The 22975-nt window shown below is 66.9% G+C and carries 26 protein-coding genes; 7 read left to right on the top strand and 19 right to left on the bottom strand.

Annotation, left to right across the window (positions count from 1 at the left end):
* Positions 1-107: 107 nt before the first annotated feature.
* The 3 genes from DM450_RS00935 to fliP are packed head-to-tail and all read left to right on the top strand — an operon-like array spanning position 108 to position 1432.
* Positions 108-344, top strand: coding sequence for a FliM/FliN family flagellar motor switch protein (locus DM450_RS00935; RefSeq protein ID WP_142632197.1), 237 nt, complete (start codon positions 108-110; stop codon positions 342-344).
* A gap of 3 nt (positions 345-347) precedes the next feature.
* Positions 348-653, top strand: a complete 306-nt coding sequence (locus DM450_RS00930; protein ID WP_142632196.1) for a flagellar biosynthetic protein FliO — start codon at positions 348-350, stop codon at positions 651-653.
* Entirely contained in the window at positions 650-1432 is a 783-nt protein-coding gene (gene fliP / locus DM450_RS00925; protein WP_185928664.1) for a flagellar type III secretion system pore protein FliP, read from the top strand. The genes DM450_RS00930 and fliP overlap by 4 nt, the downstream gene beginning before the upstream one ends.
* 17 nt (positions 1433-1449) lie before the next feature.
* On the opposite strand, the gene DM450_RS00920 is transcribed toward fliP, so the two are convergent.
* The 13 genes from DM450_RS00920 to motA are packed head-to-tail and all read right to left on the bottom strand — an operon-like array spanning position 1450 to position 11006.
* Positions 1450-2139, bottom strand: a complete 690-nt coding sequence (locus DM450_RS00920) for a PilZ domain-containing protein (RefSeq protein ID WP_142632195.1) — start codon at positions 2137-2139, stop codon at positions 1450-1452.
* 31 nt (positions 2140-2170) lie between these two features.
* The gene (locus tag DM450_RS00915) at positions 2171-2608 is read right to left on the bottom strand and encodes a hypothetical protein (protein WP_312846157.1); all 438 of its coding nucleotides are present in this window, start codon (positions 2606-2608) and stop codon (positions 2171-2173) included.
* Between the two features lie 56 nt (positions 2609-2664).
* Positions 2665-3525, bottom strand: a complete 861-nt coding sequence (locus tag DM450_RS00910) for a flagellar motor protein MotB (protein ID WP_142632194.1) — start codon at positions 3523-3525, stop codon at positions 2665-2667.
* A gap of 11 nt (positions 3526-3536) precedes the next feature.
* Positions 3537-3842, bottom strand: a complete 306-nt coding sequence (locus DM450_RS00905) for a hypothetical protein (RefSeq protein ID WP_260610038.1) — start codon at positions 3840-3842, stop codon at positions 3537-3539.
* Between the two features lie 53 nt (positions 3843-3895).
* The gene (locus DM450_RS00900) at positions 3896-4426 is read right to left on the bottom strand and encodes a chemotaxis protein CheD (RefSeq protein WP_142632193.1); all 531 of its coding nucleotides are present in this window, start codon (positions 4424-4426) and stop codon (positions 3896-3898) included.
* A gap of 5 nt (positions 4427-4431) precedes the next feature.
* A complete protein-coding gene (locus DM450_RS00895; RefSeq protein ID WP_185928663.1) occupies positions 4432-4821 on the bottom strand; it encodes a response regulator in 390 nt (129 codons plus the stop codon).
* Positions 4822-4836: 15 nt separating this feature from the next.
* Positions 4837-5898, bottom strand: coding sequence for a chemotaxis response regulator protein-glutamate methylesterase (locus tag DM450_RS00890; protein ID WP_142632192.1), 1062 nt, complete (start codon positions 5896-5898; stop codon positions 4837-4839).
* Positions 5895-6773, bottom strand: a complete 879-nt coding sequence (locus DM450_RS00885; protein WP_242526256.1) for a CheR family methyltransferase — start codon at positions 6771-6773, stop codon at positions 5895-5897. Before DM450_RS00885 ends, DM450_RS00890 begins: the two co-directional genes overlap by 4 nt.
* Positions 6770-7261, bottom strand: coding sequence for a chemotaxis protein CheW (locus tag DM450_RS00880; RefSeq protein ID WP_142632191.1), 492 nt, complete (start codon positions 7259-7261; stop codon positions 6770-6772). The genes DM450_RS00885 and DM450_RS00880 overlap by 4 nt, the downstream gene beginning before the upstream one ends.
* Entirely contained in the window at positions 7258-9471 is a 2214-nt protein-coding gene (locus tag DM450_RS00875) for a chemotaxis protein CheA (RefSeq protein WP_142632190.1), read from the bottom strand. The genes DM450_RS00880 and DM450_RS00875 overlap by 4 nt, the downstream gene beginning before the upstream one ends.
* Positions 9468-9833, bottom strand: a complete 366-nt coding sequence (locus DM450_RS00870) for a response regulator (RefSeq protein ID WP_142632189.1) — start codon at positions 9831-9833, stop codon at positions 9468-9470. The genes DM450_RS00875 and DM450_RS00870 overlap by 4 nt, the downstream gene beginning before the upstream one ends.
* Positions 9830-10138 (bottom strand): STAS domain-containing protein, encoded by a 309-nt coding sequence (locus DM450_RS00865; RefSeq protein WP_142632188.1) that lies wholly within the window; start codon positions 10136-10138, stop codon positions 9830-9832. The genes DM450_RS00870 and DM450_RS00865 overlap by 4 nt, the downstream gene beginning before the upstream one ends.
* Entirely contained in the window at positions 10122-11006 is an 885-nt protein-coding gene (gene motA, locus DM450_RS00860) for a flagellar motor stator protein MotA (protein ID WP_142632187.1), read from the bottom strand. Before motA ends, DM450_RS00865 begins: the two co-directional genes overlap by 17 nt.
* Before the next feature lie 232 nt (positions 11007-11238).
* On the opposite strand from motA, the gene flaF reads away from it, so the two are divergent.
* From flaF to DM450_RS00845, 3 genes are all read left to right on the top strand, one after another.
* The gene (gene flaF / locus DM450_RS00855; RefSeq protein ID WP_142632186.1) at positions 11239-11619 is read left to right on the top strand and encodes a flagellar biosynthesis regulator FlaF; all 381 of its coding nucleotides are present in this window, start codon (positions 11239-11241) and stop codon (positions 11617-11619) included.
* 173 nt (positions 11620-11792) lie between these two features.
* On the top strand, positions 11793-14537 hold the full coding sequence (locus tag DM450_RS00850) for a PAS domain S-box protein (protein ID WP_142632185.1): 2745 nt from the start codon (positions 11793-11795) through the stop codon (positions 14535-14537).
* Positions 14534-15154, top strand: coding sequence for a response regulator transcription factor (locus DM450_RS00845; protein ID WP_142632184.1), 621 nt, complete (start codon positions 14534-14536; stop codon positions 15152-15154). Before DM450_RS00850 ends, DM450_RS00845 begins: the two co-directional genes overlap by 4 nt.
* Positions 15155-15200: 46 nt before the next feature.
* Here the strand turns inward: DM450_RS00845 and DM450_RS00840 are convergent, their stop codons facing one another.
* From DM450_RS00840 to DM450_RS00815, 6 genes are all read right to left on the bottom strand, one after another.
* On the bottom strand, positions 15201-16640 hold the full coding sequence (locus DM450_RS00840; protein WP_142632183.1) for an alginate export family protein: 1440 nt from the start codon (positions 16638-16640) through the stop codon (positions 15201-15203).
* A gap of 351 nt (positions 16641-16991) precedes the next feature.
* Positions 16992-17888: a sigma-70 family RNA polymerase sigma factor gene (locus DM450_RS00835; RefSeq protein ID WP_142632182.1), complete on the bottom strand. Its 897-nt coding sequence runs from the start codon at positions 17886-17888 to the stop codon at positions 16992-16994.
* Positions 17889-18086: 198 nt separating this feature from the next.
* A complete protein-coding gene (locus DM450_RS00830; RefSeq protein WP_260610036.1) occupies positions 18087-19145 on the bottom strand; it encodes a peptidoglycan-binding protein in 1059 nt (352 codons plus the stop codon).
* Positions 19142-19591 (bottom strand): hypothetical protein, encoded by a 450-nt coding sequence (locus DM450_RS00825; protein ID WP_142632181.1) that lies wholly within the window; start codon positions 19589-19591, stop codon positions 19142-19144. The genes DM450_RS00830 and DM450_RS00825 overlap by 4 nt, the downstream gene beginning before the upstream one ends.
* A complete protein-coding gene (gene fliI / locus DM450_RS00820; protein WP_142632180.1) occupies positions 19591-20940 on the bottom strand; it encodes a flagellar protein export ATPase FliI in 1350 nt (449 codons plus the stop codon). The genes DM450_RS00825 and fliI overlap by 1 nt, the downstream gene beginning before the upstream one ends.
* A gap of 13 nt (positions 20941-20953) precedes the next feature.
* Positions 20954-21388, bottom strand: coding sequence for a flagellar biosynthesis repressor FlbT (locus DM450_RS00815; RefSeq protein WP_142632179.1), 435 nt, complete (start codon positions 21386-21388; stop codon positions 20954-20956).
* A gap of 176 nt (positions 21389-21564) precedes the next feature.
* Here DM450_RS00815 and flgE point away from each other — a divergent pair, with 176 nt between their 5' ends.
* Positions 21565-22866 (top strand): flagellar hook protein FlgE, encoded by a 1302-nt coding sequence (gene flgE / locus DM450_RS00810; RefSeq protein ID WP_142632178.1) that lies wholly within the window; start codon positions 21565-21567, stop codon positions 22864-22866.
* The last annotated feature ends 109 nt before the right edge of the window (positions 22867-22975 follow it).

The raw sequence follows: 22975 nt of genomic DNA, 5'->3' as shown, positions 1-22975 counted from the left end.
CCCCCCTCTGCTCGATGCAGCAGACAGGTTCCTTATAGGCATTTTTTGCCTAGTTCGGATCACTCCTATATTTTATTTCCTATAACGAGGGCGAAAGGAAACTCCCGATGTCCGTCCTCGAAGGCATTCCCATCGACCTGTCGATCGTGCTGGGTTCGACCAGCATTCCCATCCGCCAGGTGCTCAACATGAGCCGCGGCGCGATGATCCCGCTCGATTGCGGGCACAACGATCCCACCCGCGTCTACGTGAACGACGAATTGGTGGCCGAAGGCAAGATCCTGGTGAACGGCGAGCACATGTCGCTCGAGATCACCAAGGTCGTGCAGCGCGGCGAGAGCTGAGCGATGGAGTTCCTCGCCGTGCTGCGCACCCTGGGTGCGCTGGCCGTGGTGCTCGGTCTGCTGGTCGGCGCGCTCTGGACGGTGCGCCGCTACGACCTTCGCATGCCGCAGAAATGGCTGGCCCGGCTGGGCGACCGGCTGGGCGATCGCACCTCGGTGCGCCGCCTCGAACTGGTCGAGCGGCTGGCCATCGACCCGCGCCGCTCAGTCGTGATGATCCGCAGCGACAACAAGGACATCAGCCTGCTGATCGCGCCCGAAGGCGTGGTCCTGCTGGACAGCGCCCCCATCAAGGAAACCGCAGAATGAGCCCCGTGACCACCAGGCGCCTCGCGCTTGCCGCAGCGCTGGGCGGAGCGGCACTGCTGGCGCTCGCCCCCGATTTCGCCATGGCCAAGGCGGCGGCCGCGCCCGACGCGCTCGGCGGCCTGGGAGGCGCAGGCGGCGGCGGGGCAGTGTCCGGCCGGGTGATCCAGCTCGTGCTGATGATGACGGTGCTCAGCCTTGCCCCCGGCATCCTGATGACGATCACCTCGTTCACCCGTATCGTCTGCGCGCTCTCGCTGCTGCGTTCGGGGCTCGGCGTGCAGGGCGTGCCGCCCAACCCGGTGGTCATCAGCCTCGCGCTGTTCCTCAGCTTCTTTGTCATGGCGCCGACGTTCGACACCGCCTGGAAGGAAGCCATGGTCCCCTACAACCAGGGCCGGATCAACGAGACCCAGGCGCTCGATGCCGCCTCCAAGCCGTTTCACACGTTCATGCTCAAGCAAGTGCGCGACGAGGACGTGAAGCTGTTCGTCTCGCTTTCCGGCAAGGTTCCCGCCTCGCGCGAGGCGATCCCGATGTCGACGCTGATGCCCGCCTTCATGATCTCGGAACTGCGCCGCGCCTTCGAGATCGGCTTCCTGCTGCTGCTGCCGTTCCTGGTCATCGACCTTGCCGTGGCCGCCGTGCTGATGGCGATGGGCATGATGATGCTGCCGCCTGCGACCGTCTCGCTGCCGATGAAGATCATCTTTTTCGTGCTGGTCGACGGCTGGGCCCTGGTGGCGGGATCGCTGGTCAAGAGTTTCGGAGGGCCGGGGTGAGCCGGGCCCTCGGGGAGTCATACCTGGTTGGCAAAACGCGCCCGCGTGTCGATCAGCCATGGCCCCAGATCGGCAAACGCGATCGGCTCGAGGAACACCAGGCCGCAGGCATTGTTGCCAACCCAGCGCACGGCGGCCTCGCGCTCGCCGAGGCCGGGGATCGAAATGCCGAGCAACTGGTCGCGCGGCATCGCGTTCGCGACGGTGAGGCGCGCGCCGCCCTGCGAGATGTCGACCAGCCGCGCCGGATGGCGATAACCGGTCACCAGCAGCGCCGCCGGACAATCGGCGGTGAAGCGGGGACCGCGCGCAACCCCCTCGGCGCCGCTGCGCATCGCCGCATGGGCCAGCAGTTCGGGCACGTCGACCGGGTGGTCGAAGGCGACACCGATGCGGCCCGCGCGGTTCCAGCGCACGGTACCGCTCAGGGTATCGCCTGCCTTGAGCGTGACTTCGACCGCTTCCTCGACGATGAAGCTGCCGTGGACTTCGGCCATCATCCCGGTCGCCGAGATATTGCGCACGCGGCACAGCGTCTCGCGGTCCTGCGCGGCCAGCTTGCCGATCAGCAGGATCGTGGTGACGCGCGGCGCACGCGGCTGCAGTCCGCGCAAGGGTTCGTCCGCGCCTCCCTCGGCAGAAAATTCGAACTCGTCGAGGAAAGCGTCGACGGCGCGTTCGGAGCGCGGCGATGGCGGCAACGACATGGGTCAGGTGGTCCTTGCGGGGGGCTTGGTATCAGATCGGCGCGGCCTGGGTGATCACCGCACGCTGCACGAAACCGGGCCCGTAGACCTCGCGTGCCGCATCCATGACCAGCCGGCGGAACAGCTCCAGATTGGGGATCATGCCATCGCGCCCGCTGGCGAGCGGTTGGCGGTAGCTGCGCATGTTGACGGCGTTCAGCAGGACCGGCAGCTGCGCGGTCACTTTTGCCGCGCTGCCCTTGGGCACTTCCAGCTGGCATTCGAACGAGACATAGCCCGACAGCCGCCCGTCCGCGAACGTCAGCGGCGCCAGCATCGTGCCGGTCGGCACGAATTCGGTCTCCGCCGGACGCTTGGGCGCGTGGGGCAGGAACTGCGGCGCATACGTGACGACGGCATAGGCTCCGCCCCCGCCGATCGCGCAGCCGCCGACAAGCGCGGCGAGCCCGATCATGATCTTTCGGATCACGTTATGCTCCCGATTGGCAAATTCATGGATGACATCATTGGCAAAGCCCGCCCCGGTCAGAAGCGGAAGCTGGCGTCTTGCGGCAGCGCCGAGCGCTGCGCCATCACGACGATGGTGATGCGGCGGTTCTCGGGCCGGTCGGGCCGGTCGGGATAGACCGGCTCGGTCGCGGCCTTGGCCACGACTTCGGCAAAACGGTCGGTCGGCAGGCCCGCCTCGACCATCGCCGCACGCGCCGCCAGCGCGCGCTGGGCCGAGAGCATCCAGTTGGCATCGCTCTGGCCGCCGGTGGAATCGGTGTGTCCCTCGATCGCCACTTGCGCGCCGGTGCCGGCAAGCTTGCGCGCGACCCTGGCGAGGAGATCCCGCGCATAGGGATTGAGCTGGGCGGTCCCGCCCTTGAACATCGAACGCTCGGCACTGTCGACGAGATGGATGCGCAGTCCGTCGCGGGTTTCCTCGACATCGAGGTTGCGCTTGCCCTGGGCGGTGTCGATCGGCGGCTCGATCTGCAGCTGCAATTGCTGCGCCATGATCCTGAGCGCCGCCTCGGGCACATCGGCAGTGCCGCCGCGCGCCGCGCCCTTGACGCCGGATTCGGCGGAAGGCTCGCCCACCGCCTTCACGTCCTCGGCCTGGGCCTTGCGGGTATGGCCGCCAAGGCCCGGCTGCGGACCGGGGGTCTGGGTCAGCGCGGTCGGCACCGCATCGCGGTCGGCCGCCGGCGAGAAGTATTCGGCCAGCCCCTTGAGCTGCTGCTTGTCCGGGTTGGCGAGCAGCCAGAGCAGCATGAAGAAGGCCATCATCGCGGTCACGAAGTCGGCATAGGCCACCTTCCACGCACCGCCATGGTGCGCGCCGTGCGCCTTCTTCCTGACCTTGCGGATGATGATCGTCGCATCGCCGTTGCCCGCCACCGAAGCTCTCCTCAGTCGAGCGCGGCGCGCAGGCGCGCCTGCATGACATTGAGCCGCACCTGCCCCAGTGCCTCGCCGATCGCCGAACCGCCCGCCATCCGGTCGAGCAGGTCCGCCGTCTCGTCGACGTGCTGGACAATGAGGTCGAAGGCCTGGAGCTGGTCGAGGTAATCGGCCACGAAGCGTTCGTCGGAAACCAGCACGCCGGCGAGTTGCTCCAGCAATTCGCGGGCGACGCGCATTTCACCGGCGATCGCCTGGCACAGCGCGGCCCCGTAGCTTTCCATGGTGCCACCGCTATCCAACTGTATCGTCACTGTGTCGCTTCCCCTGTGTTCGTTATGGCTCGCACCGCCCATGACCTCGACGGTCAGAACAGTTCGAGTTCGCCGGTATGCTGCGGCGCGGCGACCGGCGCCGGCCGGACGATCGGCGGCAGGGGCTGGTCCTTGACCAGCATCGACCGCACACGCCCTTCGTACGGCATGAATTCTACCTTGCGCGCCTGGGTGCCGCCGAGATCGCAGTGATCCACGGGAATGCCCTCGGTGCGCAGGAAGTTGCGGGCGAACTCGCCGTTCTTGGTGCCGATGCCGCCAAGCCCGGCGACGATGTTCGCGCCGCCGTAAAGGTGTCCCCGCAGGCGGGAGCGCTGGGCCCCGCGCTGCATCAGCGCGTTGATCAGCAGTTCCATCGCGTGGACGCCGTAACGCTGCATTTCCGCCGGCGTGACCGGGCTGTCGCTGCCCGGTTCACCCAGCAGGAAATGATTCATCCCGCCCACGCGCGCCACCGGATCCTGGATGCAGGCGGCCACGCACGAGCCCAGCAGGGTGGAAATGACCACCCCGCCCTGCACGGCGACATGATATTCGCCCTGGACGATGGGAACGCGGCGCATGGCGGTCAGACCAGCTCCCCGAAGACGCGCTCGATCTTTTCCTTGAGCGCGGCCGGGGCAAACGGCTTGACCACGTAGTTGTTGACGCCGAGCGCCGCCGCCTTCTGGACGACTTCCTTGTCGGCCGAACCGGTGAGCATGATGAACACGGTCTTGCCGATCACGTCATCCTTGCGCACCGCCTCGAGAAACTCGAGGCCGTCCATCTCGGGCATGTTGTAGTCCGAGATGATCAGATGCACCCGATCCGACTTGACCGCGGCAAGCGCTTCGGTTGCCGAGCCCTTGTCGCGAATGTCCTTGAAACCCAGATCCTGCAGAGCGCGACGGATCATCGCGCGCATGCTCGTCTGGTCGTCGACCACCATTACCTTGATTGCAGCCGCTGCCGGCATGAGACCCGCTCCAAATTACCGCCGGCAAGCCCCGAGGATCGCCTCGGGGAGTGCCGACAAATTCACTTCCTTTTCGACCGCGCCCCGCTCGAAGGCGGCACGCGGCATTCCGTAGACCACGCATGTGTCCCGGCTCTGCCCCATCGTCCGCGCACCGGCGGTGCGCATCTGCAGCAGGCCTTCCGCCCCGTCCGACCCCATGCCGGTGAGGATCACCCCCACAGCGCGCGAGCCGAGCGCGGAAACCGAGCGGAACAGCACGTCCACCGAAGGACGATGGCCGGACACCGGCTCGCCCTCGATCAGCCGCACATGGCCGCTGGTACCGCCGACCAGTTCCATGTGATGGCTGCCGCCGGGGGCGAGGTAGACCGTGCCCCGCTTGAGGGTCATGCCGTCCTTGGCCTCGACCACGCTGACACGCGCCTCGCGGTCGAGCCGCGCGGCAAAGCCGCCGGTGAAGATCGCCGGCATGTGCTGGACCACCAGCACCGGCGGACAATCGACCGGCAGCGCGCCGATGATCGAAAACAGGGCCTCGACGCCGCCGGTGGAGGCGCCGATGGCAATGACGACGTCGCGCAGCGGGCCTGCCGAGGGTGCGGGCGTGGCCGCAACCTGTCCGGGACGCGGCGCCGCCGGACGGACCGCCGCCGCGCGGACCGACGAACGTGCCGCGGTGCGCACCATCTTGCGCAGCAGCGCACCGTCCTGCGCGATCTCCAGCGGATTGCCGGAGGGCTTGGCGATGCAGTCCACCGCGCCGAGGCGCAGCGCCTCGATGGTCGCCTCGGTGCCGCGCGCGGTCAGCGTCGAGCACATGACCACCGGCATCGGGCGAAGCCGCATGATGCGTTCCAGGAACGACAGCCCGTCCATGCCCGGCATCTCGACGTCGAGCGTCACGACATCGGGATTGAGCGCCTTGATCATCTCGCGCGCGGCATGGGGTTCCGGTGCCTGGCCGACCACCTCGATCAGCGGATCGTGGTTGAGCAGCTTGGTCAGCAGCGCCCGCATCGCCGCGCTGTCGTCGACGACGACAACGCGGACCTTCTCGTTTGCAGGATCGGTCATGCCGCACCTGCCCCGTCGATCCGCGCATAAGCGGTCTGGGCGACCGGTTTCATGCGGGTGGCGGCGGGTCCGATCAGGCGCTCGGAATGGCCGATGTAGAGCGTGCCGCCGGGCTGGAGCATGTCGACCAGACGCGCCTCCAGCTCGGCCTTGGCGGTATCGTCGAAATAGATCATCACGTTACGGCAGAAAATCACGTCATACTTCTGGCGCATCGGCCATTGGTCGAAGAGGTTGAGCACACGCGCGGCCACCAGCTTGCGCAGCGTTTCGGCGATCACGTGGTATCCCGTCCCCGCCGGCTTGAGCCAACGCTGGCGGTAGCCCGCCGGGATCGGCTCCACCGCGCTGTCGGGATAGGTCGCCTGCGACACCGCCTGGACCACCGGGGGCGAGATGTCGGTCGCCAGCAGGCGCACGTCGCCCTTGTCGAGCCAGGCCGCGCTTGCCGGGCTTTCGCCCGCCAGGCACATGGCGATGGTGTAGACTTCCTCGCCGCTGGAGCAGCCGGCCGACCAGATGCGCACTTTCTCGCCCCGGCGCGCCCGCTCCTGCAACTGCGGCAGGACATGGCTGCGCAGATGATCGAAGTGGTGCGCCTCGCGGAAGAAGTGCGTGTGGTTGGTGGTCAGCGCCACGACCATGGCGTGGCGCTCCTGCGCATCGCGCTGCACCAGCGAGACGTAGTCGGCAAAGCTGGTGAGCCCGTGTTCGCGCAGACGGCGGCTGAGGCGGGAGTGCACCAGCGTCGTCTTGGCTTCGACCAGGTGGATGCGTGCCTCGCGCTGCATGATCGCGGCGATCTCCTGGAACTGCGCCGGGCGCAGTTCCGCATTCGCCGCGAGCGTGCCGGCAGAGGCGGCCGAAGTGCTCACGCAGCCAGTTCCGGGATATGGCGCGTCAGGCTGAGCGCATCGAGGTCCAGCAGCAGGCACATGGCCTCCTGGTTCGAGGCGTCCGAGGTGCGGCGCTCGATCTTGACGAGGCCCGCGATGGCGCTCTGGTCGTTGACTTCGGTATCCGGCGCCGGCTGGATCTCGCTGCCCTTGATCGAGACGATGTCCTGCACCTCGTCGACCAGGAAACCGGCGTTGCGCCCGCCGATGGTGACCACCAGCACGCAGGAGCGCGCATGGAGCACGCTAGGCTCCCAGCCCAGCCGCTCGGACAGGCCGACGATCGGGATCACCGAACCGCGCAAGTTGGCAACGCCCAGCACATAGGAGGGCACGCTGGGAAGCGGCGTCGGCGCTTCCCATTCACGGATCTCGATGAGCGAGGCCATCTCGATGCCGAACAGCTGGTTGCCCAGCGTGAAGGTCACGATCTTGCGTTCGTCGTTAGCAATCGCTTCAGTGCTCATGCCGCCAGTCCTTTCAGTGCAAATTTGGAAGCGCCGCCGGTCGCGACCAGCGCGTCCACGTCGAAGATCAGCGCGATGGCGCCGTCACCCAGGATCGTCGCGCCGCCCAGGCCCCGGATCGGGTGGAGGTTGTCCTCCAGGCTCTTGAGGACGACCTCGCGGCGGTTGTCGATGGTGTCGACCATCAGGCCGACGTGGCCCGCCGTCTCGCTCTCGACGATGATCACCAGCGAGTCCTCGGCCGGGCGCTCGGAGCGCATGCCGAACATCTCGCCCACCCGGCGCACCGGCAGGTACTGGCCGCGCAGTTCGATCACCTCGGAGGTCGGCGACGTCGCCTGGACCTGGCCCGGTTCGGGCTGGACGGTCTCGATCACGTTGGCGAGCGGCACCACGAAGCGCTGGTCGCCCAAGCGCACGATCATGCCGTCGAGAATGGCGAGCGTGAGCGGCAGCGCCATCGAGAAGGTCGTGCCCTCACCCGGCACCGAGACGATTTCCAGTCGCCCGCCCAGCGCCTCGACGTTGGAGCGGACCACGTCCATGCCGACACCGCGGCCGGAAATGTTCGAGATCGTCTCGGCGGTCGAGAAGCCCGGCGCGCAGATCAGGCTGTCGATCTCCTCGTCGGAAAGCTGGGCATCGGCGGCGATGATGCCGCGCGTCACCGCGATGGCGCGCACGCGCTCGCGGTTGATGCCGCGCCCGTCGTCCCGCACCTTCACGAGGATCCGGCCGCCCTTCTGCTCGGCGGAAAGATAGATCGTGCCCTCGGGCGACTTGCCCGCGGCAATGCGGTCCTCGGGGCTCTCGATACCGTGATCGACCGCGTTGCGGATCATGTGCGTCAGCGGATCGCCGATCTTCTCGATCACGCCCTTGTCGACTTCGGTCATCTCGCCGGTGGTCTCGAGGATCACCTTCTTGCCGGTCTCGGCCGAAAGGTCGCGCAGCATGCGGGGCACGCGCGAGAACGCCTGCTTGATCGGCTGTGCGCGCAGCGACATCACGTTGTCCTGGATCTGGCGCGTGAGGCGCGACAGCTCCGGCAGTTCGACACGCTCCTGGTCGGCGGGCGACAGACGGTCCGACAGGATCGAGCCGCGGATCACGAGTTCGCCGACAAGGTTGAGCAGCTGGTCCAGCTTGCCAAGGTCGACGCGGATCGTCTGGGCCACCTCGACGGCATGCTTGGCCTCGGGCTTGGCCGCATCGGGCTTGGCCGCCTCGACCTTCTTAGGCGCTGGCGCAGCGGCAGCGGGTGCCGGTTCGACCGGCAGCGGCACGACCACGTCGTCAAAAACCACCGCGACCGGCTCGAAGGGAATTTCCTCCGGCTCGGCAGCAGCGGGAGCAGCCGCTTCGACCGGTGCCGGCGCGGCCACTTGCGCCTGCGTGACCTCGATCAGCGAATCCGGCGCCACGAAGTCGAAGCAGTCGCGGATGTCGCGCTCGTCGACACTGGCGGGCAGCGCCACCGTCCAGACGAAGTAGCTGTCCTCGGGGTCGAGTTCGGCGAGCGGCGGCAGCGCCTCGGTATCGACGGCGGTCACTTCGCCGCCCATCGATTCCAGTTCGCGGATCACCAGCAGCGGCTCGGCGCCATTGGCCATGGCCCCGCGCGAGGGACCGAAACGCACCGTCCAGCCGGCAGGCTCGCCCGCATCGAAATCGTCGAGCGCCACGGCAACCGGCTCGAAACCGAAGGGATCGGCATCGCCGCCGAAGTCGAGGTCGACAACCGCGACCGGGGTGAAGCCGAACTCATCCGCTTCCACGGGCGCAGCCGCGACAGGCTCAGGCTCCGGTGCGGCAGCCGGGGCGCCGCCACCTGCGAGAATCGCGTCGAGCTGTTCCAGCATGTGGCCGTCGTCCGGCGCATCCGCCCCGTGCTGCGCGGCGGATACATGGTCCGAGAGAATGTCGAAGGCGCCCAGCAGGCACTGCGTCACTTCGGGTGTCGGCGCGATGCGTTCGGCGCGCACTTCGTCGAGCACGTTCTCGAAACGGTGCGAGAAGCCGAGCAGCGCGGTGTGGCCGAAGGCGCCCGAGCCGCCCTTGATCGAGTGGACGGCGCGGAACACGCCGGCGATCACGCTGGCCGAAGTGTCGCCCGCGGCCATGGCGGACAGGCCTTCCTCGGCCACCGCCAGACCCTCGACGCACTCCTCGAAGAAGATCGCCTGGATTTCGTCGAGTTCGTCGCTCACGGGCACACGCGGCGGATGGCCGCCCCCAGGCGATCGGCGTCGAACGGCTTGGTGATCCAGCCGGTGGCGCCCGCCTCACGGGCGCGGGTCTTCTTCTCGTCCGAGAACTCGGTCGACAGCACCAGGATCGGCGTGCCCTTGAACTCGGCGGTCTTGCGGACCGCCTCGATCAGCTCGAAGCCGTCCATCTTGGGCATGTTGATGTCGGTGATCAGCAGGTCGGGCTTCACTTCGTGCATGCGCTCCAGCCCATGCTCGCCATCGTTGGCGCTCTCGATGCGGAAGCCCTGCGCGGTCAGCGATGCCTTGAGCAGCATGCGGATCGTGGCGGAATCATCGACAGTCAGGATCAGTTTGCTCACGCGGTAAATTCCTCTTCAACGAGCCCCAGCGACGCCGCCAGCCCGCAGGCGCGGACGCGGTCGACGAAGGCCCTGCTGGGATTGACGATGGCGAACGGGCGGTCGCTCGACGCCGCCTCGTTACGGGCGGCAAGCAGCAGTTGGAGCACCGCCTGCCCGACCGATTCCACTTCGCCGGCATCGATCTCGATGGCGCCGACCGCCGCGACCAGCCGGTCGCGCAAGTCCTCGGCAGTGACGGTGGAGGCATGTGTGGGCAGGACGAGCGGACCTTCGCCGCTCGCGCCTTCAGGCAGGCTTGGCATTAAGCTGGTCCTTCACTTCGTCGAGCGCGGTCTCGAGCTGCGAGAACGAGGGCGCATAGGGCGACGGGGTCATGCGGCGCGCCAGTTCGATGGCGACTTCGGTGGGCTGGCCCTGGGCGTGGCCGATGATCGCGGTCTTCACGATCAGGTAGGGCTTGAAATCGGAATCGATGATCTGCTGCAGCTTCTGCGCGATCGGACCGACCAGACAATAGGCGAGCAGAACGCCGAGGAAGGTGCCGACCAGCGCGCCGCCGATCATCGCCCCCAGAATCTCGGTCGGCTGATCGATCGAGCTCATCGTCTTGATGACGCCGAGCACGGCGGCGACGATGCCGAGCGCCGGCAGGCCGTCGGCCATCATCTGCAGCGAGTGCTGCGGGGCCAGTTCCTCGGAATGGTGGCGCTCGATATCGCCTTCCATCGCTTCGGCGAGCTGGTGCGGATCCTCGAAGTTGACTGTCATCATGCGCAAGTAGTCGCACGTGAACTCGATCAGGTCGTGGTCCTCCAGCAGGCGCGGATAGCGCTGGAACAGCTCGCTTTCCTCCGGCTTGTCGAGATGCGGTTCAAGCGCGTTGGCGCCGCTCTTGCGGAACGTCGCCAGCAGCATGAACAGCAGCGCCAGCAGGTCGCGGAAGTCGCCCTCGTTCCAGCGCGAACCCTTGAACACGCGGACCACGCCCTTCCAGGTCTTCTTCACCGTCTGCATCGAGTTGCCGAGGATGAAGGCGCCGACGGCGGCCCCCGCAATGGCCAGCATTTCATGCGGCAGGGCATGGAAGATGACCATGATGTTGCCGCCCGACATCAGGAAGCTGCCGAATACGCACAGCAGGATGACGATGAGGCCGATGGCATTGAGCATGACTGGGTCCGCGAATGGTGGATGGCGTAACGGCTTGCGGCGGCGTGGTGACAGCCACGGAGCCCTTGCCGTGATTATAGGACGAAGATCGCATGCCCCGGATTCACGGCAGCGCTTTTTGCAGAGAGTGGTCGCCCGAACGCAGTCCATGCGCGCTCCGCGTCCGCCTCCGGCAATTTTGTCCTATAAAGATGGCGCGCCCATCGGCGCTGACGAGTTCGCGGGAGCCACCATGTCAATCAATGCCTATCGTCGCGTCCAGAAGGTGATCGCCTCGCCGCGCGGCACCGAGTACCGGCTGATGAGCCAGGTCACCGGAGAGATGATCGCGGCGCGCGATTCCGGCCTCAAGGGCGCCGCCCTGATGGCCCCGCTGCACCGTAACAGGCAGGTCTGGGGCACCTTCGCAAGCATCTGTGCAACATCGGGAAACCGGCTTCCGGACGAGCTGCGGGCGACCATCATCTCGATCGGCCTGTGGGTCACCAAGTATACCTCGAGCGTGATGACCGGCAGCGGTACCATCGACGACCTGATCGACGTCAACCGCGCGATCATCGAAGGGCTGTCGAACGAGAACGGCAAGGTCGGTCAGCAGCAGTTCGCGGGCTGACGGAATACCTTCATTCCGGATTAAATTTTAGAAACCGAATATCAACCGGTTATCCTCAAACCAGCGTTCATGCCGGGACCGCCCAACCTCGCCTCTATTTACAATCGCGCTCGACGCGATAAGGCGAGGTCAGCCTTTGAGCCTGAGCTAACAGGCGCAAGCAGCGGACCCGGATGCAGGAACTGAACCCCTCGCCGCCGCGTTCGGACGGGTCGCCTCCTGCCAGCATGGCACCGGCCATTCCTGCCCTGATCGTGGTCGTACAACTGATCGGCATTGTTGTCCTCACCGGCTGGTTCAGTGCGAACCTGCAGCTGGCGGGGCTGCCTGCCACCGGCATGCTCATGCAGCCGCTCACCGCGGTTTCCTGCATGAGCCTGGGCCTTGCCGTCTGGGCGACGGCGAAGCAGCGCTTGCGCCTCGCGCGGATGCTGATCGCACTGCCGCTCGGCATCGCGCTTGCCGCGCTGTTCGAGGAAGCGGCAGGACGCAGCCTCGGCATCGACACGCTGCTGTTTGCCGAGATCCTTGCGCATCAGCCCCGCCCTGCCAGCGGCCGCCCGGGGGTTCTGCCCGCGCTGGCCATCGTCCTGCTCGGCCTCGCAACACTCGCGGTCGCCGCGCGCCAGCGCATCCTGCGTCGCAGCACGGTCCCCCTGACCAGTGTCGTCATCGCCATCGCCGCGATTTCCGGGAGCCTGCTACCCACCGGCCTGAGCATTGCCGATCACGATACGCGCCGCGCGCTGATGTCGGTGCCGACCGCAGTGACCATCGCCGCGCTGGCGCTTTCGCTGATCCTGCTGCGGCGCGATCTCGCCTGGCCGCGCAAGCCGCAGTGCGGCTTCGGCGCCTCGACCCTGCAATGGACGCTGCTGTTTTCGGTGGCCCTGCCGGTGCTATCGGCGATCATGCTGTTCTGGGCGAAGCGTGACACCCACCTATCGACAGAGGCGATGGTGATCTTCCTCGCAGTCGTCCAGGTCACGGCCTCCTGCATCCTGATCGCATGGTCGTGGCTACGGATCAGCCGCGAGAGCAGCGCTCGCTGGGCGATCAGCGCGGCGCTGGATTCGGCGCCGATCGCGATCACCGACATCGAGGGGCGCATCCTGCGCTGGTCGGACGGTTGCGCACGGCTTTACGGCTGGAGCGCCGAGCAGGTGCTCGGCCTCAACAAGCACGAACTGACCGGTGCCTCCCGGATCCCGGGTCGCGATTATCCGCCTGCCCACGCCATGGCCGCCCAGGAGACCGAACTTTCCGAGATGCGCGCCGACGGCAGCTTGCTGCGCGTTTTCGAGACCCGGCAGATCGTCCAGCCACGCAGCGACCGCGCGCCGATGATCGTTCTGTCGATGACCGATGCGACCGCGCGCCAGCAGGCCGAACAGGCCATGCTGGCCAGCGAGGCGCGGCTCGCCCTTGCCGTCGATCTGCATGGCCTCGGAATCTTCGAATGGTCGAGCGTGGACGATTCCTTCCGCTTTCACGGCCGCGCCGAAGCACTGTTCGGGCTCGAGACAGGCCGCTTCGAAGGCGGCATGACCGCATGGCTGGCGCACATCGCCTGCGTGTTCGATCGCAAGATAACCTCGCCGGAGGCCTGGGTCCCGGGGCGCTACGGCTTCCGCCTGCAGTCGCAGCGCCCGGATCAACCCGCGGTCATCGAGGGCACCGTACTGATCCACCGCGATCCCGCCAACGGCAGCCTGGACCTGATCGGCATCGTCATGGACGCGACCGAACGCGAACGCCGGGCCGAGATGCTGGAATCGCGGGAATCCGAGCTGCGCTCGATCCTCGAAACCGTGCCCGAAGCGATGATCACCATCGACGGACAGGGCCTCGTCCGCAGCTTCTCCGCCACGGCCGAGGCCCTGTTCGGCTATGCCGCGCACGACGTGCTCGGCCGCGATGTCCGGCTGGTGCTGCCGCAGTATCACCACCGCCATCACCATCATCATCATCACCACGGCGCCGCTTCCCGATCCGCCGAGCCCAGGAATGCCGGAGGCTCCAGCGTCCAGGATCGCATGACCCGCCTGACCGCCGGACGAGACCGTCAGGGCAACGAAGTGCCGGTCGAACTCACGGTGGGCGAGGCCAACATCGGCAACGAGCAGATCTCGATCGCCTTCGTGCGCGACTTGCGCGAACAGTTGCAGACCGATGCGCGCATCCACGAACTGCGCGAACAGTTCCTGCACGCCTCGCGCGTCAGTGCCATGGGCGAGATGAGCGCAGGTCTCGCGCACGAGTTGAACCAGCCGCTCACGGCAACCGCCAACTTCCTCGGCGCCATCGAACTGCAACTGCAGCGCGAATGGCGACAGGACCAGTTGCGCCGACTGCTGCGCCTCGCCAGCCAGGAAGTGCTGCGGGCCGGCGACATCATCCGCCGCATGCGCGCCTTCGTTTCCAAGGGCGAACTCGACATCCGCGCCCAGCCGCTCGACGAAATGATCGCCGACACGCTCCAGCTGGCCCGCTCGCGCAGCCAGGCGCCCGGCGTGCGCCTGGAATACCATCCCAACGCCGCCGCGCCGGTGATCCTGGCCGACCGCATCCATATCCAGCAGGTGCTGGTCAATCTCATCAACAATGCCTTCGACGCGATAGAGGCGCATGACGTCGCCAATCCCGCGGTCACCATCACCACCCTCGCGGTCGCCGAGGGGCAGATCATGATCCGCGTGGTAGACAATGGGCCGGGCCTGCCCGATCAGGTCATCAGCCGCCCGTTCGAGGCGTTCAGCTCCACCAAGTCCAACGGCATGGGCCTGGGTCTGTCGATCTGCCGCCGCATCGTCGAGGCGCATGGCGGTTCGCTGGCGCTGCACAACATCGAGGGCGGCGGTGCCGCCGTCGAATTCACCCTGCCGACTTATAGCGAACTGGAGTTGAAGGCCGGATGAGCGTGCGCCGGATCTATATCGTCGACGACGACTACGCGGTGAGGACCTCGCTGGAGTACCTGCTCTCGCTGGTCGCGGACAGCCGCATCACCTGCTTCGAATCCGGCGATGCCTTTCTCGAAGCCGCTCCGCGCCTCGAACCGGGCTGCATGCTGCTCGACCTGCACATGCCCGGCACCCCCGGCCTTGGCGTGCTGGCCGCGATCGGCGACATTCCCGACCGCTTCGTCCCGATCGTGCTTACCGGCGAAGGCGACGTCTCGGTCGCCGTTCAGGCGATGAAGCTGGGCGCGGCCGATTTCATCGAGAAGCCGTGCGATCATCTCAAGCTGATCGCCGCGCTGGACGCCGCGTTCTCGCATCAGGCCGCCACGCGCGCGGCGGCGCAGCGCAAGGAGCAGGCCATCGCCATGCTCGAACTGCTCTCCCCGCGCGAACGCGATGTGCTGAAGGGCCTGATCGAGGGCCAGTCGAACAAGGTGATCGCCCACGACCTCGACATCAGCCCGCGCACGGTCGAGATCTATCGCGCCAAACTGATGGAAAAGCTCGGCGTGCGCAGCCTGTCCGAAGCCCTGCGCATCGCCTTTGCCGCCGGACTGCTGCCGGTCGATTGAACGCAGCGCGGTGGCGGATCGCCGCCCGCCACCGCCTCTGCTGCTTTCAGAAATCGAAATAGAGATCAAAGTACCCGTACTTGGTATCACCGGTCTGCGGCGCATTGGGAGCCTGCTTGAGGAAGCGCCCCTTGGCGAGATAGGCCACCCCGGTATCGAAGTGCAGCATATCCGGCACCAGCGTGCGGCGATAGCGCGCCTCGACCTGATTACCGGCGAAACGGCCGCTCTGCCCACTGGCGTCACGCACGCCGGTCGAACCGAAGCTGTCGGTGCGCGAGGCCAGCCACAGCGCGCGGTACATGACCATCACGTCGGACTTCGCGTCCGGTTTCACTTCGCCGCGCAGACCGCCGGAGAGCACGTTGAAACGCCCGACGGCGCCGTAGAGCCCGGTCGGGCCGAAGTCGAAACGGCGGGCCCCGAAAAGCGTATCGAAGCGGTTGTAGCTCTTGCTGCCCTGGCGCTCGCCGCTGTCGAGGTCGAAATCAAACGAGAGGCGCGGCTGCCAGCCACCGGCGAAGGTCCGGCCCGCTTCGGCATGGATGAAATAGGCAGAGACATCGAGGTCGGTCACATCGCTGGGTGAGGTTGTGAGCCGGGTCCGGCCGAACTGGTAGGCGCCCTCGAGATCATAGTCCAAGCGGCCCGCCCTGGGCTTGCGGTAAAGACGCGCACCCGAGGTGAAGAGATGGCGATTGCGGGTCTGCACGCTGGGACTGTCACGCTCGTCCAGCCCGAAACCGTAGACTTCGGCAACACCGCCCAGCACCTGCCCCTTTGTCAGGTGCGCGCCCCATACCTGCAGGTCAGTGCTTTCCCGGTCCCAGTGGACGGCGTTGTCGTGAATGCTCTGGGCATCGTCGGGCAGGCGCTGCTGCGGCATCGCCCAGAGCGCGGTGATCTGGTTGCCGCGGCTGTCCTTCCAGACGAAGTTGACGCCGGTAAAGGCATTGGTCGAATTGCGGAACGCCTGGCGCGCGATCAGGCGCCGCGACCCCAGGTTCATGGTGAAGCGCCCGGCCGTCAGCCGTGCCTCGCTCCTGGCGCCGGTCTTGAAGTCCAGCCCGAGATAGGCCTGCACCATCTCCATGGCATTGACCTCGGTGGTTCCCGCCGAGGAATTGGCATGCTCGTTGTAGGCACGCGCATCCCACAATTCCCCGCCGACGCGGAACGGGCCGCCGTCGTACTCGACCTGAAGCGTGGTCTTGAGCGAAAACATCAGGTCGTCCTCGGCCTTGCCGGGGCGGAACTGGCCATCGATGCCCTCCACCCGCGCGCGCACGCCGCCGGTGATGGTGAGGCCCTCGGGCGCCCCGATCGCCTGCTCCAGCAGGCCGTCCTTGGCATGGGCAACGCCCGCCGTGCCGCCGAGCAGAGCCGCCGCACCGATCACGACACCGACGCGGCCGGCCACGCCGCCTGCCCGCCGGTTCGCACCATGGATGATCGCCGGGGTTGTCCCTTGGGCGATGGCCCGCATGGCCGTTTCCCTTTTCATGACTACGCAAATGCTCCCTTAGCGCCCTGCCTTCCGGGCACACTGCCGAGGCGGACTTACCGGTAATCTAGGACCGTTTCAGAAACATCCGCATGCGGACCGAGAAATAATCGAAGCCTGCGGCCCAACCGCCACACATGATCGGAGGGGAAGCGCAAGCATCGGGGACAAGCGCCGATCACCGCGAACCGCCGCAATCCCCGCGTTCCGCGACACCTGCAGGAGGGCTAACTGGCCGTCATCCGCAAAAAACGGAAACCGGGAGGACATGCGAATGCACATCCTCCCGGCCATGGGGTAACTGCTGATGGGGAGAGGCGCGGGGCGGCGCCGTCAGTGTGCGGAAAGCGCCTGGCCGTATTCGGCCATCATCGCGAAACGCGGGTCGAGCCCGGCCAGTTCGCACATCGTGCGCGCCGCGCGCTTGGCGATCTGGCGGGCACGTTCGCGCATAACGCCGGAATCGTCATCAAACGGTTCGCCGGGGAGCAGTTCGAACAGGCGGTGCTCGACGACCTTGCGGTTGTGCTGCAGGCGCTCCTCGAGTTCGGCGAGATCGGCAGGATCGATGGCCGAACTTTCCGCACGCCAGACCCGGCGGCGCTGGCGATCGTCGGCATCGACGCCTTCGTTGCCTTCCACTTCGGCACGGCGTCCCTTGCGCGAGCGGGCCTGGCGGCGCAGGCGCTCCATGCCGGTCTTGCGCAAGTGCTCGACGTACGTGTCGGCCAGCGAGACCATCGCCGCGCGGGCCAGATAGTCGGAGGCGGCAGCCTCGGTGCGATCCAGCGCTTCCTCGTCCTCGATCGAGGCGACGATCGAGATATCCTCGCCATCCTCGCCGCTGCCGATCGCGTCGAGCGAGACGGTCACCGCCTCGACCTTGCGTGCGGACGGGCGCTGGTCGGTCATCAGGCGAAAGCGCAAGCTCTGCAGTTCGCCGCGGATCTGCCAGTTAACAAAAGTAGTGAACTGCGCCTTTTCGGAGTCATAGGCCTGGATGGCACGATGAACCGCGATCGAGCATGCCTGCTCGGCATCGTCCCAGTGGGCCGCGAGGCCGTACTGGCGAATGAAATGACGGATGCGCGGCGCGATCAGTCGAAGGATATGGGCGAATGCACGGTCCACTTCGGCTCGCTGCCGGGCGGTGGATACCTGCCCTTCCGGCGGTGAACTGGCTTTAACGCGCGCAACTGCGGATTCTAGAGCAATCGTGATCTTCGACATGTTGAGCCCCCAAGCACGGGACGGCGTGCACCCCTGCGGCAACCGTCCTTCAACCAGTCAGTCTGTGCTTGATGTCTTACCGCGTAAGCTATCCTATAACAAGCAGTCTTTTCTCCTATATTTCGAAGAAATTTCCAAACTGCCGAGAATGACGCGCAGATCACCGGACAAATTCGCCCGAAAGGGTTAACAAAGTCTTCAGGCGGCAAAATTTGCCGGTTTAATATTTCGCCCAACGAAATCTAACAGCCATGAACGATGAGCCGCGACAGCACTTCCGGCCTGCTCGATCCGCCGGCTGGCCTGCGCCTCACCGATCTGCGCATCAAGCAACCGGCGCGCCCGCGCCGGATCGAGACTGCCGGTGAGAAACCGCACCGCATCGCCGCGGCCGAGATGGTGGCCGATGTAGGCCGTGCGCGCGAGTTCCTCGACGCCGCTGCCGACCGTCACCCCGGCCTTGCGCAAGCCGTCGAGATTGGCGCGCGCGTAGTCTGCCGTGGTCTCGATCGCCGCCTGCGGATCGTAACGCAGCGACAGCAGTTCGGCGCGGGCATCGCCGCGCACATGGCCACGCTCGTTGAGCCAGCCGTTGGCACGCGCCGTCGCATTGAGCCAGGTGCCCGCGCGCTCGGCCTCCCCTTCCCAGGTGCTCGACAGGAACTGCCCGAGGCCGGCGGCGCTGGAACGGGGATTGCGCGAATAGGGTAGCCAGCGCCCGTCGCCGTCCTTGGCCGCCTCGGCATGGACAATCGTCGCCAGGGCGGCAGCCGGCAGCCCGGTGCGGTTCGCGGCGGCGCCCAGCATCGGCGCATAGCGGGCATTGGGGCCATGGCCCAGCGCGAGATCGCCGCCCTGGCCGTCCCTGCCCGCATTGGAATTGGCATCGGCCTCGGCATCACCGTCCTTGGCGCCGCGTTCCCGCCCGCCACCACTGCCGTCGCCGACCGGCGCCTCGCCGCGCTGCAGCGCCGCGACCATGGCGGGAACCGCCGAGGACGGCGTCTTGCCGTCGCCTTCCAGCAACCCCAGCAAGGCTTCGAGGCTCATCGGCAGTCCGCGCTTTTCGGAGAGACGGGAACTGTCTCCATCCGGCCCGTCGCTGCCCAGCGCCGCACGCCAGAGGCGGTCGGACATCTCGCTGCGGGCCTGCGCATAGATCAGCTTCGCCTTCTGCGCCGGGTCCAACCCGCGCATTTGCGTGCCGGCAGCGGCATGCCCGCCGCCAGTGGCAGGGACGGCAACAGGATCGCTCACGCCGCATCCCCGCGACGTGCCCCGCGGCGCGCCTTGAGGAAGGCCGCGGCGGCAAGATCGTCGATCCCGGCCTGCTCGGCATTGGCCTGGACGCGCTCGGCTTCCTGGCGGAAGGCGTCGGCGGCGCTTTCGATCGTGCGGAACGTGCCAAAGGCCTCCACCGCCTCGGCGCGGAGCGCTTCCAGCTTGCGGCTCAGTTCCGCCTGCAAGCCGGTGAGCTGCCGCCGCTCGTCACGCTTGCGCGCGAAGTAACCGTGCGAGGCGATGACGAGGCTTTCGGTCACGTCCTTGCCGGCAAGGTCGGCCTCGCGGCGCATGGCATCGCGGGTCTCGGCATGGGCCTGCTCGACTGCGGCAAGAACCCCCGCCTCGCGGCTGATGGCAACGCTCATCTCGTCGATCTCGCGGCGCTGCACGCGCAGCGCGGCATCATATGGGGTCTTCATCACGCCACCTCGCCTTCAGGTGCCAGTTCGGGAAGGTCGAGAATCCCGGCAAGCGCGGCAAAACTGTCCTCGGCGTGGCCGCGTTCGTTCTTGCCCTGCTTGAGCAGGTCCTCGATGCGGGGCGACAAGGCGACAGCGCGGTCCACCTGCTCGCTCGACCCGGCGCGATAGGCGCCAAGGCGGACCATTTCCTCCATGTCGGCATATGTCGAAAGCTCGCGCCTTGCGGCAAGCCGCAGGCGGTTCTCGTGCTCGCCAAGCGCATGCGGCAAGGTACGCGAGACCGACTTCAGCACATCGATTGCCGGGTAACGGCCGCGCTCGGCGATCTTTCGGGTGATGACGACGTGACCATCGAGAATGCCGCGCACCGCGTCGGCCACCGGTTCGTTGTGATCGTCGCCGTCGACCAGCACCGTGAACAGCCCGGTGATCGTGCCCTGCCCCGGCAACCCCGGCCCGGCGCGCTCCAGCAGGCGCGGCAGTTCGGCAAAGACGGTGGGGGTATAGCCCTTGGTCGCGGGCGGCTCGCCGCTGGCAAGGCCGATCTCGCGCTGCGCCATCGCGAAGCGGGTGACCGAGTCCATCAGGCACAGCACGTTGAGCCCCTGGTCACGGAAATGCTCGGCAACGCTGAGCGTGGTCCAGGCTGCCTGACGGCGCATCAGCGCCGGCTCGTCCGAGGTGGCGACAACCACGACGCTTCTCGCAAGCCCCTCGACCCCGAGGTCGTCCTGCACGAATTCCTGCACCTCGCGGCCGCGTTCGCCGATCAGGCCGATCACCGCGACATCGCAGTCCGTCCAGCGCGCCAGCATCGAGAGCAGCACCGACTTGCCGACGCCCGACCCCGCGAACAGGCCCAGCCGCTGCCCCTTGCAGAGCGGCGCAAAGATATCGAGGGCACGTACGCCGGTGGAGACGCAGGTGCCCACCCGCGCCCGCGACGAGGCCGGCGGCGGCGAGGCCTTGATCTTGCGCAGCACCTCGCCCTGCGGCAGCGCGCCCTTGCCGTCGACCGGACGGCCAAGACCGTCGATCATGCGGCCGAGCCAGCCTTCGGAGGGACGCAGCGCGAACTGGCTGGCCGAAAGATCGGCCCGCGCGCCAGAGGCGATACCCTGGGGATCGCTGAAAGGCAGGCAATGGGCGATCCCGCGATCGAGCCCGGTCACTTCCGCCTCGACCGTGCCGTTTGGCGAGCGCAGGCTGACCCGCGAACCGATCTGCGCGGCACCGGCCAAGCCCTCGACCTCGATCAACGCACCGCGCACCGCAACCACGCGCCCATGGCGCTGGTCCGGCGTCAGCAGGCGCAGGCCTGCGGCAGCGGCGGCAAGACTGGCCATCGGCGCGCTTCCGTCAGGCCGCGGTTTCGGGTTCGGAAGGCACGGAGCCTTCCGCCGGCGCGAACCGGGCAAGCGCATCGGCCTCGTAGGCGATCAGCCAGCGGCAATCGACCAGCGCGGCATAGAACTTCCCGGTGGCGACCTTCTGGGCAAAGCGGATGCAGACCGCCTTGGCCTCATGCGATTCCAGCGCGGCCATCAGCGTCTCCAGCCGCTCCAGCACCGACTGCTGGTGGCGAGCCAACTCGGCCTCGTCGATATAGGCCATCATGCAGGCAAAATAGAGCGCACGCGCGGGCGTCACCGCCTCCTCGGGCTTCATCACCTCGCGGCCGCGCAGGATCGTCGCGGTATTCTCGACCACGAGATCGGTCCGGCCCTGCGCACGCAGCACCGCGCCGTTGACGATCACCGGCTCGCCCTTCTTGAGCGAAATGCGAAGAGTCATGTGTGCAGCCCCCGAGACACGTTTCCAGATTTATAGGATGATATGAGTCAGTGCGGTGACGATCCGACGGCTTTTTTCCTGCCGCTCCGAACAGTTGGTCGCAAATTTCATCCTACAATGGCTCTGGTCCGACAGCCGGCCCGCCAATTCCCGGCCCGGACGCACAGGAGAATGACATGAGCCTTTATTCCGCTCTTTACGCGGGCGTGTCAGGCCTCGGCGCTCAGGCGAGCGCGATGGCCACCGTCGCGGACAACATCACCAACGTCAACACCGTCGGCTACAAGGGCGTCTCGGCCCAGTTCCAGACCCTGGTCACCGACGGCAAGATCAAGAGCAGCTACTCGGCCGGCGGCGTCACCGCCTCGCCCAAGGCGCTGATCTCGAAGCAGGGCCTGCTCCAGGCTTCGAGCAGCCTGACCGACATCGGCATCGACGGGGCCGGCTTCTTTGTGGTGCGTTCGAGCTCGGATACCAGCGGTTCGATCGCCTATACCCGCGCCGGTTCGTTCACCACCGACAGCGACGGCTACCTCGTCAACACTGCCGGGTACTACCTGACCGGCTGGCCGCTCGATTCCGACGGCAACTATGTCAACAACGGCTCGATGACCTCGCTCGAAGCGATCAAGCCCAACGCGCTGACCGGTGCCGCGACCCCGACCACCTCGGTCTCGATGCGCGCCAACCTCGATTCCACCGCCACCGCCGTCACCGCCTATACGGCCGGCGACATGGCCTCGGGCACCGTCACCCCGCAGTTCACCCGCTCGGTCGAAGTCTACGACGCGCAAGGTAGCTCGCACACCGTGACCTTCAACTTCGTCAAGACCGCAACCAACGAGTGGGCCGCCGAAATCACCGCCGATCCGGCCGATGTCCTGCCTGCAGGCGGCACCGGCGTGCTGGCCAGCGGCACCATCGCCTTCAACGCCGACGGCAGCCTCGATCTTGCCGGCTCGTCCTCGGCGCTGTTTGCCGACCTCGGCGTCAGCTGGGCCAACGGCGCCGGTTCGACCCCGATCAGCCTCGCCCTGGGCAGCGACGACGGCCTTGACGGCCTGACCCAGTTCGCCAGCGATTCCGCCCTGCTCTCCTCGAGCGCCAACGGCGGCATGCTCGGCACCGTGGCCTCGGTCGAGATCTCGGAAGACGGCATCGTCAGCGCCGTGTTCGACGATGGCACCTCGCGCGCGATCTACCAGCTGCCGCTGGCGACCTTCGCCAATCCGGACGGCCTCACCCGCGTCAGCGGCAACGCCTATGTCGCCTCGCAAAGCTCGGGCAATGCCTCGATCAACGAGCCGGGGTCGCTCGGCGGCGGTTCGCTTTCGGCCGGTGTGCTCGAAGCCTCGAACGTCGATCTCGCCTCCGAGTTCTCGAACATGATCCTCTACCAGCGCGCCTACAGCGCCTCGTCGAAGATCATCACCACGGTCGACGACATGCTTCAGGAAGTCAGCAACCTGAAGCGCTGATTGTCCGGTTGGAAATGCCCTGTCGGGCATTTCCAATGCGGTACCGGCCCTCTCCCCCACCCGACCGCCCGAATTCTACCCTGTAAGGGCGATCGGGCGGGGGAGAGAG

The organism is Sphingomonas sp. IC081, from assembly GCF_006874585.1.
Taxonomy (GTDB): domain Bacteria; phylum Pseudomonadota; class Alphaproteobacteria; order Sphingomonadales; family Sphingomonadaceae; genus Novosphingobium.
This window is presented reverse-complemented; position numbering and strand designations above follow the sequence as displayed.